We start from the raw sequence: 16,493 nt of genomic DNA, 5'->3' as shown, positions 1-16,493 counted from the left end.
ACCCGATGATGCTGCCGAAGTTGTAACGGTATAAATTGATTTTACGCGTTACACAATCGGGGTCCAAGCCATGTCAGGTTCAAACTACGGGAAATTTGCAGTCCTCTGCGCTGTCTGGGGTTTAACCTGGATCGCCGTCAAGTTCGGCGTCACGAGCTTGCCACCAATGCTTTTTGCAGCTTTGCGTTTCGTCGCTGCAGGAACTGTCTTCTTGGGGATTGCGATGTGGCAGGGTCAGTCGATACGAGCGCTGGCTGTTGATTGGTGTGGGCTCATTATAGCCAGTCTGCTGATGATCACGCTGTGCTATGGCCCACTCTTCTGGGGAATGACAAAGATACCTTCAGGCACTGCCGCGGTGCTGGAAATGTCTTTGACACCGGTTTGCTTGTTCGTTTTCGGGGTGGCTTTGCGTCAGGAAACCTGGAGCTGGGCAGCAACGATCGGTCTCGCCGTCGGATCCCTCGGACTATATCTGCTCTTCGTCGGTGAAGCACAGGTGAGCTACGATAGGGGCGCCTGGCTTGGCATCCTTGCCGTCTGCTGGGCTGCGGCTTCGTCCGCATTGGGCTCGGTGCTCGCAAAACCGCTCATTGCAAGACACGGGAGCGCAGTTGTTGCGGGCTCGACAACATTCCTCGGCGGGCTGCTGCTTTCCGCCGGGGCCGTGATCTGCGGCGAAAACCCAAGCGCATTAGCATTAAGCAACTGGACTATGGGAGCGTTCGCAGGATGGCTTTTCCTGGTGATTTTTGGTTCGCTGGTCGGTTACAGACTGTACATGCAGCTCCTGAGGGACGCCGGACCGAGCCGAGCCGGTATGTTCGCCTTTGTTTCTCCCGTCATCGCCGTCGTTGTTGGCGCCCTCTTTGCGCAGGAAACGATTACAGTCGCGAACGTCATTGGCATAATGCTCATGCTGTTGTCGGCGGCAACGTGCCTGTGCGGTCCACGATCTTCGGAGAAGGCAACTCCGCGTCGATGAAGGGCGCCATTACGTCTACCGCGTATAGCTCAACGCCGTTTTCTGGCCGGCTTTGAAATCGGCGGCGGAACCGGCGAAGGCTTATCCTTGCCCAACTCAGGGGCTGAAGCAGCTGGATTTTCACCGGTCACCTCCGCCGCTACTTCCGCCTCTGTCGCTTCATGTTGATCTTCGGCTCGTTGCCAATGATCAAGATCAGCACCTTCCGGTCTTCCTTCGTCTTCCCAAATCTTGTAAGCCCGCTCGCGTCGCTTCTGGTCTTTGTCGTCCATGGAGCCGTCCTCCCGTTTTTCCTTTGCGCATAACCAACATGCGGCGTACAAGTTCCGCAGCTAGGATCCGGATTGACGGCACCTGCGGCTGCACCGCGCCCATTGCGGTTCTATTGAGCTCATCCAGGAGTGCGGGTTCGAGACGCAAGGATCGCCCGGAAAATGGACTTTCCGTCTGGTGTGACAAGGCCATCACAGTTTGGTGCCGACCCTAGCGTCGTGTGATAACGGACAGGCCGTGCAAAAGCGCCGGAAGGCGACAATCGCGCCTCTCGGCTGGAAAGGGTATCGACACCAATCGGCTAATAGCCGCATCTGAGAGTGGAAAGCCATGCAACCGGTGGAACCGCGGTAACTCATTCGGCCGCCGCCAAGAACGTGGGAGATCGTCCGCTATATCTCTCAGAGCCTACTTGCGACTCTCTCCAGCTCAACCGTCCCAGGTCGACGTCACACCTGGGGCGCTGCATCATCGATGGAGCGTTCAGCTGGCAAAGTTCATATATGAAGGCCGTTCATACCCGCGGTACAGTGCCAAATACATCCTCTTGCTGGCCAGTCGCGCACCCGCTTTCGGCTGCGAGGGTTTTATCGATTTCGATCTCTAATGTACATGACAGTCGACAAAGGTGGCAGATCAGCCTCGATCGACATTGGCCGGCCGTGAGCGGCAACGAACTGTACAGCAACGTCGCCTATATCGGTTCCCGAGCCTCCATATACGGTGTCGTCCGTATTGAGTATCTTGCGCCAAAGGCCATCGAGAGGCACGCCAATTCGATAGCCTTGGCGCGGGACGGGCGTGAAATTGGATACAATCACGCAGGCGGTGTCGCGGGTCTGATCGTAGCGGATCATCGCCAGGACGGAATTCTCAGCGTCGTCGGCGACCGCCCACTCGAACCCGTCCGGGTGCAGATCGCCATATTGCAGGCATGGAAAGTGAGCATAAACGCGATTAAGGTCTCTCACCAACCTCTGAAGACCACGATGACGAGGGTCGTCGAGAAGATCCCAGTCGAGCGAGGCGTCGTGATTCCATTCGTTCTTCTGGCCGATCTCACAACCCATAAATATCAGCTTCTTCCCTGGATGGCCCCACATGAAGCCGTACAGGGCTCTGAGATTGGCATGTTTTTGCCAGTCGTCACCTGGCATCTTACCCAGCATCGATCCCTTGCCGTGAACCACCTCATCGTGGGAAAACGGCAGGACAAACCGCTCAGTGTAAGCGTAGACCATCCCGAAGGTCATCGAGCCATGGTGATACTTGCGATAGACCGGATTGTCCGAAATGTAGTGAAGGGTGTCATGCATCCACCCCATGTTCCATTTCATGTCGAACCCCAGGCCGCCGTCAGCCGGCGAGGCTGTGACCTTCGGAAAGGCCGTCGATTCTTCGGCGATCATCAAGATATTCGGGTGGCGGTCGCGAACGACGCTGTTGAGGTGCTTGAAAAACTCTATGGCTTCCAGGTTCTCTCGCCCTCCGTGCCGGTTCGGGATCCATTCACCCTCGGCTCGGCTGTAATCGCGGTAAAGCATCGAGGCAACGGCGTCGACCCGCAGACCATCGACATGGTACCTGTCAAGCCATTCAAGGGCGCTTGCGATCAGGAACCCTTTCACTTCGGACCGCCCGAGGTTGTAGATCAGCGTGTTCCAGTCCTTGTGATAGCCCTCTCTTGGATCCTCATGCTCGTAGAGCGCAGTTCCGTCGAAGCGCGCCAGACCCCAGACATCACTTGGGAAATGGGCCGGCACCCAGTCAAGGATGACGCCGATCCCGCTTTCGTGGCAGCGGTCGACGAAATATCCGAAGTCTTCCGGCGTTCCATACCGTCCCGTCGGGGCAAAAAGGCCCAGTGGCTGATATCCCCATGAACCCCCGAAAGGATATTCCATGATCGGCATAAGCTCCACATGCGTGAACCCCATCTCCTTGACATAGGGGATCAGCCGCTGGGACAGTTCGAACCAATCGAGCGAACGCCCGCCATCCGTCATGTCCCGAAGCCAGGATCCGGCATGGACTTCATAGATCGATATCGGACCGTCCAGAATGTCCCTCTGAGCCCGCCGTTCGAGCCATTCAGCATCCCGCCATTTCACCGGTTCGGTTGAGGCAACGATGGATGCAGTGGAAGGCGCGGCTTCCGAAGCCCGGGCCACTGGATCCGCCTTCTGAGCAAGCAGATTGCCCTGCCCGTCCAAAATTTCGAATTTGTAGCGGTCGCCAACCGTCAGATCTGGGATGAAGATTTCCCAGACACCTGCCTCACGCCGCAAGCGCATTGGGTGGCGCCGACCGTCCCAGCTGTTGAAATCTCCAACCACCGAGACCCGGCGCGCATTTGGCGCCCAGACCGCAAAACGCACACCCTGGATGCCGTCGACGGTGACCGGATTTGCACCGAGACTCGACGAAAGTTGGTAGTGCGTTCCTTGCGAAATCAAATGCAGGTCGAGATCACCAAGCAGGGGGCCGAACCGATAGGGATCTTCCGTCTCCTGGGCGCCGTTTGGCCAGAGGATTCTCAGCTTATATCCTGCGTCACTTTGGACCGGGCCGAGGAACACACCGCCTGCATGCACAAGCGACGACACTGCAAGCACAGCACCCGTTGCGCGGTCGACCAATTCGACGCCTAGAGCGCCAGGAACGAACGTGCGAACTGTAATTCGCCCGTCTTGCGACCGGTGGGGTCCCAGAAACGCGAAGGGATCGCCATGACGGCCCTCGACGATTGCGAGAAGTTCGCCGGGAGCCAAACTAGATGTGTCGAGCGTCGACGGCTCCATCATGCCCGTTCTCCGTCAAGGCGTGACACGATTGCGCTGAAGCCGGCCAGGGGAATTGGCAGCCACTTCGGGCGATTGCGTGCCTCGTAGGCGATCTCATACGCTGCCTTCTCCAAAAGGAAGGTGTCGAGAAGCGCACGTATGGTGTTCGGATCGCTCGGCAGATCTGGTGATGCAGACAACGCGTGGATATATTTCTGAAGAAAAAGTTCCTCAGCTGCTTTGCCAAAGCGGTTGACAAACAAGCGCCTGCGCTCGTCGTGATGGTCGGACACGGCATCATTTTCAAGAGTCGCCGTGGCAACGAGATAGTCAAGAGATCGCAAAAGACCGGCGGCGTCCCGCAAGGGGCTGGTCTTTGCACGCCGCTCTGCGAGATTGCGCGCCGGTTCGCCTTCGAAGTCGATGATGACGGCGTCACCTTCCGTCACGAGTATTTGACCTAGATGAAAATCCCCATGGGTGCGTGTCAGCACGACGTCTGCCGCCCGTCCACACAATCTTGCAGCCAATTTAGATATCTGCTCCCTTTGCGCCAAGAGACTGCGAATATCCTTCTCGACCGCGCTGTCGGGCGTGTCCGCGAGCTCCTCCAACTTGGAGAAGGCGTAGGCGATCTCGCCGGTCACTGATCTTTCGATGCCAGCAACGTCAGCCTCATCCGCTCTCCGCGGCGCGAAAGATGGATCTTCACTCGGTCGCGCAAGCAGGACGTGAAGTTCACCCAGGCGCTGGCCGATCATAGCAACGAAGTTCAAAAGCGGCTGTAGCTCGTCGTCAGCGGCGTCAGGCTCCGCTTCGGTGGTTGCAACCTCATCTGCAACCCGACGCAGATTGGCGAGCATCCAGTTCCACGCATCGCCCTGGTTACGGATTGCGCCTTGTACGACGGCAAGTGTCCACCGCCGCCCGTCCGCGTCATTACGCGCGACTTCGCCGAGAAGTGGAGCGGTGTGTTCATATCCCTGCTCGGTAAGATAGCGCGTCATTTCAACTTCGGGATGAACGCCCTCGAAGACGTGCCTTATGAGCTTGATCATGGCGATCTCGCCGACGATCAGGGAACTGTTTGACTGCTCCGCCGATAGCCATCGGATCTCCATTTCGGCGGTGATATCCAGCTGGTCCAAGTAAGCGGTCCCGATGAAGTCTATCGTGCCGGAACGACCGGTCACGGTCGAGCGGTTCTTCAGGCTCTCGATCAAACCCCGCGCCATTGGCTCCACCGTAAAGCCGTCGGTGAGAAATCCAACACGTCGTCCTTGACGAATGCGAGCCAAGGCAAGTTGCTGGCCCAGGATGTTCGTCGTGGTGTCATCCCATTCGATGGCGAGCGGGAGCTGATAAGTCTCAACGTGATCAGGCAGGATGGCCTCGAGCTCGCCCAGCACTATCCCATCAGCGAATGGGATCGGCGTCGCCGAAACAAGCCTTGCCGATTGAAGCGACTGATCCTTGGCACCAAACCACCGCCGTCTTGAAAGATATGCTGGAAGGATGTCGTTGCCGAGCGCCCTCTGATGCTGAGGTTCATCAACCAGCTCCGTGAGGCTTCGGCGAATGACGACCGTGTGAAAATCGGGCAACTGTTCCGGCGGAGCCGTGCGCCATGCCGGACCATCCGATTCAGCATTGAGCTGGAACCAGAAAAACCCATAGGGCGGCAACGTCAGAAGATAGGTAAGCTGGCCGATTGGCGGGAACGGTGACATGCCGGTCAGCTCGACAGGCACGCGGCCTTCGTAGGCGGAGAGGTCCAATTCAACGGCTTGAGGTACCCGCGATAGGTTTGCCACGCACAGGATAACCTCGTCTGCGTGCTCTCGGAGATAGGCCAGAATACGCCGGTTGTCAGGAGAAAGAAACCGAAGCGACCCTCTGCCAAATGCGGGGTGCCGGCCGCGCAGCGAAAGCATGCGCCGGGTCCAGTTTAACAGCGAGTGCGCGTCTGATGTTTGGGACTCGACGTTGAGCGCTTCATAGCCATACTGCGCGTCCGAAACGGGCGGAAGGACCAGGCGGGCGGGATTGGCCCTTGAGAAGCCGCCATTGCGGTCGGGCGACCACTGCATCGGGGTTCGAACGCCGTCGCGATCGCCAAGGTAGATGTTGTCGCCCATCCCGATCTCATCACCGTAGTAAAGAACCGGCGTACCCTGCATCGACAGCAGAAGCGCGTTCATCAGCTCAATACGCCGGCGATCGCGCTCCATCAACGGAGCCAGGCGACGGCGGATACCGAGATTTATGCGTGCTCGCCTGTCGGAGGCATATGTTTCCCAAAGATAATCGCGCTCGGCATCCGTCACCATTTCAAGCGTCAGCTCATCGTGGTTTCTCAGGAAAATCGCCCACTGACAGCTGTCGGGAATATCCGGCGTCTGACGCATGATGTCGGTAATCGGAAACCTGTCCTCCTTGGCGATCGCCATGTACATCCGGGGCATCAGCGGAAAATGAAATGCCATGTGGCACTCGTCCCCGTCTCCAAAATATTCCCGGGTATCTTCCGGCCACTGGTTGGCTTCCGCAAGCAGCATCACGCCGGGATGTGTCTCATCGAGCGCGGCGCGAATGCGCTTCAGGATCGCATGCGTTTCCGGCAAGTTCTCGTTGTTTGTTCCCTCGCGTTCTACCAAATAGGGGATCGCGTCCAGTCGGAAGCCGTCAATGCCAGTTTCCAGCCAGAAGCGCATCACCGACAGAAGTTCCTTCATCACCAAGGGGTTGTCGAAATTCAGGTCAGGCTGGTGCGAATAAAAGCGGTGCCAATAGTACGCTCCAGCCGTCGGATCCCACGTCCAGTTGGACTTCTCGGTGTCGATGAAGATGATACGGGTCTCAAGAAATTTCTGGTCTGTGTCGGACCAGACGTAGAAGTCGCGCTCCGGGCTTCCCGCGGGTGACTGGCGCGCACGTTGAAACCACGGGTGCTGATCGGACGTGTGGTTGATGACCAGCTCGATGATAACCCGAATATTGCGTTCGTGGGCGGCGGCTACGAATTTGCGAAAGTCTTCGATCGTGCCGTAGTCGGGACTGACGCTCCCATAGTCGGCGATGTCATAACCATCGTCGCGCCGTGGCGAAGGAAAGAAAGGCAGGAGCCAGATCGCGTTCACGCCAAGCGAAGCGATATGATCAAGCTTCTCGAATAGACCTTCAAAATCCCCAATTCCGTCACCGTTGGCGTCATAGAACGATTTGATGTGCAACTGGTAGATGATTGCATCTTTATACCACAGCGTGGCGTCGGCTGTCTCTGCCCGGCCTTCGCTTCTCGACACGTCTTCCATGTCAAATCTCTCCTGTTCTGACGCGCCAAATGGCGAAGGGCAAATGAATGGGATCAAGCCTGAGCGTCTGCCGCTTGCCTGTTAGCGAGAACCGTCGGGGGTTGACCAGGTCTTCCAAATCGAGCGTGCCAGCGTCATCCTTTCCAAAATTCCAGAGCGGGATTTCGACGGTGCTCTCTTCGATGCCATGCGGATTGAGGCATATGCCGATCAGCAGGACGTTGTGGCGCCCAGGCGCGGCCTTTTCGAAGAACATCACATTCGGGTTGGACGAATTCAAAAGCGTCAGGCCGAGATGGGAATGGAGCGCGGGGTTATCACGGCGAAGCCTGTTCAGCATCGTTATCTCCGGCTTGATGTTCCCAGGCCGGTCGTAGTCCCAGGCGCGAATTTCGTATTTCTCGCTGTCGGCATATTCCTTGCGCTTGACATCGGGACGGCCCTCGCAAAGTTCGAACCCGTTATAGACCCCCCACAGGCCAGACAGTGTGGCAGCCAGTGCGGCACGGATCACGAATGCCGGCCGCGGCGCATTCTGGAGAAAGTCCGGATTGATGTCGTGCGTGTTGACAAAGAAGTGGGGCCGAAAGAATTCCTTGGCTTGGCTCTGCGTTATCTCGAGCATGTACTGCTCAAGCTCCCACTTGCTGTTGCGCCAAGTGAAGTAGGTGTAGGACTGAGAAAATCCGACTTTGGCGAGACGGTACATCACCTTCGGCCGCGTGAAGGCTTCGGACAGAAAGACGACCTCCGGGTGGCGGGCGCGTATATCACCGATCAGCCATTCCCAGAACGGAAAAGGTTTGGTGTGGGGATTATCCACCCGGAAGAGCTTGACGCCCTCGTCCACCCAAAGCTGGACGATATCGCGCAATTCTTCCCAAAGCGCTGGCACGGCATCCTGAGAGTAGAAGTCGACATTGACAATGTCCTCGTATTTCTTAGGCGGATTTTCCGCGTATCGGATCGTTCCGTCCGGTCTCCACTCGAACCAGCCAGGGTGCTCGGTCAGCCAAGGGTGATCAGGAGAAGCCTGGATTGCGAGATCGAGTGCCAGTTCCAGCCCTTCGCTACGCATTGCTTCAACAAGACGCCGAAACGCGTCAATCCCGCCCAGTTCCGGATGGATTGCGTCGTGACCGCCATCCGGCGAACCGATCGCATAGGGGCTGCCTGGATCACCAGGGCCCGCCACCAAGCTGTTGTTTCGGCCTTTACGATTGGTGGTGCCAATTGGATGGATCGGTGGGAAATACAAAACGTCGAAGCCCATCTCGCGGATCGCCGGCAGTCGCGCAACAACGTCGTCGAAGGTTCCGTGACGATGAGGATCTCCACTTTGTGACCGAGGAAAGACCTGATACCAGCTTGAGAACGCGGCCTCCGCGCGCTCTGAATCGACGCTATAGGTGCCCGTCCGAGTTCGGAACGGTCGCTCGTCAGCCTGCGACATCAGTACCGAGAGATGAGGTGACAAGAGCAGCCGGGTCTTTTCGGCCGCGTCGCTGCGCTCTATCGCTTCCAGCAGTTCCACAAGTTTATCATGAAGGCCGGGGTCGGCATTGCCCGCGGTTCTCTCGGCCGCGCGTCGTACCAGCGCTGCCCCCTCGGTCAGTTCAAGGCTGAGGTCAAGCCGGGCTTCGGCTTTTTTCGAGAGCTCGTAGCGGAATATAGCAAACGGGTTCTTCCAAGCCTCGATGCAGTAGTGATAGCGGCCGATCCTTTCGAGGGAAAAGGCACCGGCCCAACGATCATTGCTGTCGGAACTAAGCGGCACCTCATGCCACTCCGCTTCATCTATTGCCCGGTACAATATCGCCGCCTCCAAGCGGTCGTGCCCGTCGGCAAATATATCGGCCGTTACGGCAACCCTGTCCCCGACGACGCGTTTGACAGGGAAACGCCCAAGGTCGACCGACGGCTCGATATTTTCAATCGCGATACGTCCGGACGGGTCAGTTGCCGTCCCTGGTGACGTCAGGCTTTGTGTTGCGATCACGGCGCCCGCCGCGACAGCGACCGTTCTAACCTCTCCGGGAGCAAGTCGGTTCGACCGGAGATGCGACTCGGAAACAAGGAAGGGTGCGGCAGCACGCGAAATGATGTCGTCTGGAAAAGCACACGGCCGGCGCAGGTCCCGGTTAACCACAAGTAGACGCTTTCGCTCCGCAACACGTGGGTCTGGTGCGTCAGTTAGGGTCATGACGATCACCTGCGCCGCGGCCTCATATGCCGTCGGCGTCAGCGCATCTTTAGCAGCAATAGCCGCGTTGGCTTCACGGACCGCTGCCGAAAGATCGAAAGCACCATTCGACCGAATCATGCGCAGGTCTTGACCTGAACCGCGGGTGGCATCCAGTGGCAGGACCGCGCCAAACTCGAAGCCCATAGGAATGAGCATTCCATCGCCAAGCTCGGCTGAAAGTCGCAGCGCCCGGATCGACTTCCGCTCGCGGATCTCCCGGCTCTCGGTCCCATGGGCGAGCCGCCTTGCGAACGGAGCTTCGGGAAAGGCGACCTGCAGCCCAAGTGCTCGCTGCAGACGCAGCTCCTCGAAAAGCCACGCTTCCTGCAAGTCCCACCAGGCAAGCGATGAAAATGTGCCATCAAAGCCCAGGCCGGCGAGCCGTCGGCGAAATGAGAAGTCGGTCCCCGGGGTGTAGACCAGCCGTAAAGGATGCGCACCGCCCATCTCAGCCACTGCCAATCGCCTCAGATCAGCCTCGCCCAGGGCGTCAAGCCCCAGATAACGGAATCCTGAGACTCCAAGGGTGGTTAATTTGCGCAACAGTTCACCGAAACGGTCGATGTCGCCGCCGGCTGCGCCGTTTCGCGCGGGCGCGGATGGTGAAGGACGGGGATCGAGCGCATCACTTTCACCAGTGGTTTCTGCCTGCACTGCCGGAAGCACGACGTCGATCATGAAGTCCATCCCTTGCGATTTCGCTCTTTCGCACAGGAATGCGACACCCTCTTCCAATGGACGCTGGAGCCCGAAGGCGGGATCTATGGAACTGGCATCGAATGCTTTGAAAATGCTGGCGTCCTGGAAGTGGCGCCGAAAGATCGGCGCGGACATGACCGTGTCGAAATTCAAAGATGCGGCGTGATCGAAGATCTCCAGCCAACGTCTTTCCGTTGGCAAATCGAGAGGATTGACATAATAGATGCGGGGCCTTGAGATCTTCGAGCGACGCGCAGGCATCATCTGTATTTCTCCACGCACGGGCAGGTCGAGCCGCAGGTTCTTTACGCAGGAGCGATAGAAACTTTCGGACCTGGCCGTTGTTCCCGACAATCTGCGGTTTGTGATTGACGAGCAAACGGGGCAGCAGGCCCCGCGGCTAACCCCGGAAATCGATCGAGCAACTTGCTCGGTGGCCGCTTGCCGAGTCCTCGGGATTGCGATCGTTATCGGCCAAGTTTCAGCCCGCCCTTCGCCGAGGCGGTTCGGCGGACGGCGCATAGCGCGCCGGCGAGGTCACGCGCTCCCGCCGCTTCCTAGATCAGCGCGCTGCATACGACGTTAGTCAGGTTTTGCCGCCCCGGCACCCCGTCCCGCCAAGCATCAAGACGTGGCAAGCCGCGTCGCGCCTTGCAATGCCATGGGTCAGGACTTTAAAGCTTCGCGTGCTGCCTTCAGCCGCTCGGTCTTTCGCCGGCGGGCCTCCGCTTCGGCTTCGATCGTTGATAATGCTATGACATGGGTCTCTTCCGCACGAGACCGGCGCTCGGTCATAGTCATCGATTTACGGCGGCGTGATATCGGTCGTTCTTCGTTTTTGCTCATGCCTGCTAATTGCGTCGTGAAGCGCTCAAGGCAACACTACCGTCCGGAAACGTACACGATTGGCAACCACACCCGTTGTCACTCGCGTACGTTCATCGCCACCGTCCAAACAGGATCGGACCTGCAACAGGCCCGGTCTAGCCTATTGCTTGAAGGGTTCGCGCTTTGCAAATATACCGCGGGCAGCACTCACCATCGCGTCAAGGTGTTGAGGATCGTGCACGCCTTGCCGATAAAGCTGCACCAGGATCGAAGCGATCCGCTCGCCTTCTTCCGATCGACGGTCAACGCCGGCCTTGGCCGCGATGGCATCGAAGACACGTTGACAGGCCTCCAAGTCGCCGACGTAAAAGCCGTCGTGCTTATCAATTTGAAACGCTTCCATAGCCACTGCAGACGGCGCATCCTACGCCGCCCGCTCCCCTGTGTTGAAATCAAGCGACCTGCTTGTCGCCTTCGATCTGAAGCGGAGCCGAAGCCTCGCTGTCACCGCCGATCGAGATCTTGCGCGGCTTCATAGCTTCGGGGATGTCCCGTTTGAGATCGATGGAAAGCAGCCCGTTTTTCAGGCAAGCGTTCTCGACGCTAACATGATCTGCAAGTTCGAACCGACGCTCGAAGCTGCGCGCCGCAATGCCCCGATGCAGGTACTCAGCCTTGCTGTCATCGGCCTTTCCACCCTTGACGACGAGAAGGTTGCGCTCCTGCGTAATGTCGAGATCGCCATCCTCGAACCCGGCGACAGCCATCACGATCTTATACTCATTGTCGCCGTTCTTGATGATGTCGTAAGGCGGCCACGCGTCGACTGCCTGGAGACGCTGTGAATTGTTGAGCAGCGAAAATACCCGATCGAAGCCGATGCTGGACCTATAGAGTGGCCCGAAGTCGAATTCTGTTCTCATGACCAAAACCTCTTTAAAGCGAGTTGGAAGCGGAACGCTGAGAAAGGGCGTTCCCTGTTCTCCGGCCCCCATCTGGGCTACCGGCGTGCGCAAATCTGGTTTTTTTGATTTTTGTTTTCAAGGCAGCCGAACAAAATTTTTTGCACACTCCCGGAGCGACGTTTGCATATGCGATCGCCGGGCTTCACGCGAAAAGAGGCGGAGGTTCAGAGGCGTTCAGCGGCGCGCATCGCTCCTTGGCGAACCGGGTGGACGAGCCGTGGAACCATTTCCATATTCTGATGTTAGACGGCGTCACCAACAGGATCAAACTTTCATGCGCGCAGTTTTATTGACTTTGGCCGCCCTCCTCGCCGGCTCGCCGTGCTACGCAATTTCGAGACTAAGCCCATTGTCCATGACCTGTGAGCAGGCCCGAGAGGCAGTCCACTCACAGGGAGCAGTCATCTTCCGATGGAAGTCGCCGCGGGGTCTGCCGCTCTATGACCGCTTTGTGCGCAATAGTCGGTTCTGCGAGGCCAACGAATACGCTGAGTGGAAGAGCATACCGACCAGAGACAACAGGAGCTGCCGGGTACTGAATTGCCAGAACATCGACAACCTGGATGGCACCTTTATTGTTCCCGATCACTCCCTTTAGACTGAGCGCCATTTTAACCGAAGGGAGGCGCGGGATTGGAGGACGAAATGAGAGACCATTGCGTTGTAGGCCTCCAGGCCGTCAGCCGAAAAGCCGTCCTCTTGAGCCCTCGTGTGATCTGGCTTGGCAGGCTAGGCAAATGCGCTTCTAGGTCGAGGAAGCAGGCGCGACAGCCTAAGTCACGTCTTGGAACAAAACGTTGCCGATTGTGTGTTTGTCAGGGAACTTGTCTCAGAAATCAGCGTTCGATCCAGTTGCTTGAGGAGTGGGACATGCAGCCGGCTGACTTTCGAATGGCTTTTCTTGAGACGCTTCAGGAGCTCTCTGACCTTGCGGGCGACGATCCCGTGGATGGCCGGGCCGCTTGGAGCGTTGATTACCTCACCAGGCGCAAGACGTGGTTCAGCTTTTCCGGCACCAGCCGTGCGGGTATGCTTTCAGCCAGAGGACGAGCGCTTGACACGATCAGCGGCGCAATGATCGATGACGAAGCTATTATGATGACGTTCAGGCTTCTGGATTTTACGCACAATCAGCTTATTTCGGCTTATATGGGGAAGAAGCGCCTTGCCACGCAGATTGCAGGGGATCTTTCCAGAGGTTTCATTCGCGCCCCCGAATTCGTGAGTGTCCAGATCGACCACGAAGTTAGCACGTGCCCAGACACGATCCACCGCTCTTCGACGCGTTTCATCTTTGTGGGCTTTGAGCGAATGGATGATGCAGACGATGTCGGCTCGGGGAAGGGGCCTGGCCGGATCCAGAGACAGCATTTCCCCTCACTGGTATCGCAATCGGATACGTTTCCCTGAAAAGCAAGGCGTCCGCTTCACGCCAAAAAAAGCGGCCTGAGTGGCGCTTGCATTAATCGTCCGTTGCAAAGATGCTCCAGTTAAACGGGCTTTGAGGGCTTGGACAACTCAAGCTCAATCATGCTGCGCAAGCGCCCGCGGCAGCGAGGGACGAACGGCATGCTCTTTTCGTCAGGGCGGGTTGCCTCAAGCCATACCCGCGGACGGAAAACTTCACTTCAGACGCATACCGGCACCGCGACCCGTTCCAAGCCGTCACCTCAAGAAATATTGCGACGTCGCGTACAAAAACTGCCGAAGCCAGGTCGGCCAGGGTGAGAACGGGTCGGTGACTGGAACCGGCGGTGGTCTTCGGAGTTTAAAGGGCGCCTTTGAAACGACGGCGCTCACAAGTCGTCATGCCAGGCGGGCGATCCAGAGCCTATACAACAGCCGGAAAGATCTATGAGCGTACCAACAGCAACCTATCGCATTCAGTTCCGCAACGGCATGACGTTCGATCGTGCTGCCGAACAGGTGCCCTATTTGAAGCGTCTTGGGATCAGCCATCTCTACGCCTCACCCATCTTCACCGCGACATCCGGCTCCAGCCATGGCTACGATGTCACGGATGCCACTGAAATCGATCCGGCGATCGGTGGTCGGATCGGGTTCGACCGAATGGTGAGAAGCTTAAAGGGAGCCGGCCTCGGTCTCATCCTCGATATCGTACCGAACCATATGGCGGCATCGCTTGAGAATGCGTGGTGGCGCGACGTCGTCGAACACGGTGCAGCCAGCCGCTACGCCAGGCACTTCGATATCGACTGGTCGCGCAAACTCACGCTTCCCTTTCTGGGAGGCTCATTCGATGAGGCGCTGCATGCAGGCGAGATCACGATTGAGCGAGATCCGAAAACTGGAAACCCTGCGTTCGCTTTTTACGAAGCGTTCTATCCCCTGGCGCCCGAGACCTATTCCGGGCGCAAGGACGAGATCCTGAGCCTCTCCGACAAGACCGAGATCAAGAGACTGCACGATCTTCAGCCTTACCGATTGATGTCGTGGCGTGATGCTCCACGAGATTTGTCCTATCGCCGGTTTTTCGAGATCACTGGCCTGGCCGGTGTTCGCGTTGAGGACGCTACAGTTTTTGCAGACACCCATCGTCTTATCCTTGACCTCGTCCATTCTGGCGCCGTGGATGGTCTGCGTATCGACCATGTCGACGGCCTTGCCGACCCAAAGAGCTATCTTGAGCGACTGCGTGAACAAACCGGGCCAGCGTGTTACATTACTGTCGAAAAAATCCTCGGTGAAGGCGAGATGCTTCCTCCAGACTGGCCGGTCTCCGGAACGACGGGCTACGAGTTCATCGCAGCTCTGAGCGATGTTTTCGTGGACAACGACAAGATGGAGGTTCTAAGGGGCGCCTACCAGAAGCTTGTCGGCCCCCTCGACATGAAAGAAGAACTGCGTTCGGCTAAAACGCTGATGGTAGACAACAACTTCGCGGGGGAGTTTGCTGTACTGATACAACTCGCTCGCCGGATCGGGGAGACGGATGATAGCCTCGCCTTGCCGGAAGAAGCGCTTGCGAAAGCCCTGCGCGAATTGCTGATCTGCTTCCCCGTTTACCGCACCTATGGCACGGGCGCAGGGTTGCCGGGGGAAGACAGACGCAGGCTAGCGTCAGTCATGGCGACGGTCCAAAACGCCACCAATGGCCCCGATGCCCGGGCGCTCGCTAGCCTCGAGCGCATACTTCTCGGTGACGTCGATCACACTGTTGGTGAGCTCGCTTCGACATTTCGAACGCGCTTCCAGCAGCTGACTGGTCCGCTGATGGCAAAGTCTGTCGAGGACACCCTCTTCTTTCGCCAGGGCGCGCTACTCGCGCTGAACGAGGTTGGAGCAGACCCCCTTCCCCACACCTATCGGCTGGATCGATTTCACGAGGAGATGAAGTCTCGCCTTTTGCGCCAGCCCGATGCACTTTCCGCATCGTCCACACATGATACCAAGCGCGGAGAAGACGCTCGCGCTCGACTCTACGCGCTCACCGAGGCGCCGGAGGCCTGGAGCCGCGGCGTTGATCGTTGGCGGGAGACGAATAGAACGTTCGTTCAGAAGCTCGACGACGGTCTTGCTCCCGAACCTTCCGTCGAGTGGATGCTTTACCAGGCACTTGCCGGCGTGTGGCCAGCAGATCTGGAGCACGAAGACGCCGCTTCTTTGGGTGCCATCGAAGATCGCTTCGTTGCCTACACGGAAAAAGCCTTGCGCGAAGCAAAACTTCGTACGACGTGGAGTGAGATTGACGAGGCCTATGAGAGCGCCGTCATCGCCTATGTGCGCCGCCTACTGTCACCAGACAACCGTGCTTTCCTTGACGATTTCACCAAGACCCTTCGTCCCTTCGTTCGTTCGGGCCTTGTGAATAGTATTACCCAGGCGATCATCAAGCTGACTGCTCCCGGCGTACCGGATATCTATCAGGGAAGCGAAGGCCTCGACTTCAGTCTCGTCGATCCCGACAACCGGAGGGAGCCGGACTTCGAGACCCTCCAGAGGCACGTACTGGGAGCTGGAGATGAGGTCTGGGCCGAGGATAATGGGCGACTGAAGCAGCATGTCATCACCACTCTTCTGCATGTGCGTCAGCAAGTTCCGACGCTCTTTCGCCGGGGAGATTACCTGCCACTCATAGCTTCCGGTCGTCGAGCAACTCATGTTCTCGCTTATGCTCGCGCTGATCAGACAGATGTCGTTGTAGTCGTTACGCCCCGCTTGTGGCTCGGCGTTGACGACCTGAGCGCTCCATGGGCCGGAACGCGCATAGCCCTTCCGGCGGCCTTTCAAGATCGTTCATTCATCGATCTGTTGACGGGGCGACTTGTTCATGTGCACGATGCGCTTCAACTCGAAGCGTTCACGAAGCCTTTCGTGGTTCTCAAGTCCACCTGAAGCAGCCATCGCTCAGTCGCCAGTGACAGTCTGGGCGGAGCTTGT

General features: G+C 57.8%; 10 protein-coding genes. 4 read left to right on the top strand and 6 right to left on the bottom strand.

Translation table 11 applies throughout. The features are described 5' to 3' along the window. Positions 1–70: 70 nt before the first annotated feature. Positions 71–985 carry a DMT family transporter gene (locus ABIE40_RS30600; protein ID WP_112715791.1) on the top strand — a complete coding sequence of 305 codons (915 nt, stop codon included), beginning with the start codon at positions 71–73 and terminating at the stop codon, positions 983–985. A 29-nt stretch (positions 986–1,014) separates the two neighbouring features. Here the strand turns inward: ABIE40_RS30600 and ABIE40_RS30595 are convergent, their stop codons facing one another. The 6 genes from ABIE40_RS30595 to ABIE40_RS30570 form a co-directional block, all read right to left on the bottom strand. Then, entirely contained in the window at positions 1,015–1,257 is a 243-nt protein-coding gene (locus tag ABIE40_RS30595) for a DUF2934 domain-containing protein (protein ID WP_112715789.1), read from the bottom strand. 588 nt (positions 1,258–1,845) lie between these two features. Next, positions 1,846–4,062, bottom strand: coding sequence for a 1,4-alpha-glucan branching protein GlgB (glgB, locus tag ABIE40_RS30590; RefSeq protein ID WP_112715787.1), 2,217 nt, complete (start codon positions 4,060–4,062; stop codon positions 1,846–1,848). Continuing rightward, positions 4,059–7,355, bottom strand: coding sequence for a maltose alpha-D-glucosyltransferase (gene treS, locus ABIE40_RS30585; RefSeq protein WP_112715785.1), 3,297 nt, complete (start codon positions 7,353–7,355; stop codon positions 4,059–4,061). The genes glgB and treS overlap by 4 nt, the downstream gene beginning before the upstream one ends. A 1-nt stretch (position 7,356) precedes the next feature. Beyond that, the gene (locus ABIE40_RS30580; RefSeq protein ID WP_130279566.1) at positions 7,357–10,563 is read right to left on the bottom strand and encodes an alpha-1,4-glucan--maltose-1-phosphate maltosyltransferase; all 3,207 of its coding nucleotides are present in this window, start codon (positions 10,561–10,563) and stop codon (positions 7,357–7,359) included. 724 nt (positions 10,564–11,287) lie between these two features. Continuing rightward, complete coding sequence (locus tag ABIE40_RS30575; RefSeq protein ID WP_112715781.1) at positions 11,288–11,530, bottom strand: hypothetical protein; 243 nt, start codon at positions 11,528–11,530, stop codon at positions 11,288–11,290. 49 nt (positions 11,531–11,579) lie between these two features. Beyond that, positions 11,580–12,050 (bottom strand): Hsp20 family protein, encoded by a 471-nt coding sequence (locus ABIE40_RS30570; protein WP_112715779.1) that lies wholly within the window; start codon positions 12,048–12,050, stop codon positions 11,580–11,582. Between the two features lie 316 nt (positions 12,051–12,366). Between ABIE40_RS30570 and ABIE40_RS30565 the strand changes: the two genes are divergently transcribed. From ABIE40_RS30565 to treY, 3 genes are all read left to right on the top strand, one after another. Continuing rightward, on the top strand, positions 12,367–12,690 hold the full coding sequence (locus ABIE40_RS30565) for a hypothetical protein (protein ID WP_112715777.1): 324 nt from the start codon (positions 12,367–12,369) through the stop codon (positions 12,688–12,690). A 272-nt stretch (positions 12,691–12,962) separates the two neighbouring features. Next, positions 12,963–13,502: a hypothetical protein gene (locus tag ABIE40_RS30560; RefSeq protein ID WP_354541251.1), complete on the top strand. Its 540-nt coding sequence runs from the start codon at positions 12,963–12,965 to the stop codon at positions 13,500–13,502. 444 nt (positions 13,503–13,946) lie between these two features. Then, entirely contained in the window at positions 13,947–16,448 is a 2,502-nt protein-coding gene (treY, locus tag ABIE40_RS30555; protein ID WP_199629716.1) for a malto-oligosyltrehalose synthase, read from the top strand. Positions 16,449–16,493 lie beyond the last annotated feature (45 nt).

This window comes from Rhizobium sp. OAE497, from assembly GCF_040546565.1.
Taxonomy (GTDB): Bacteria; Pseudomonadota; Alphaproteobacteria; order Rhizobiales; family Rhizobiaceae; genus Rhizobium.
Note: the sequence above shows the minus strand (reverse complement) of the source record. Positions and strands in the feature narration are given on the sequence as shown.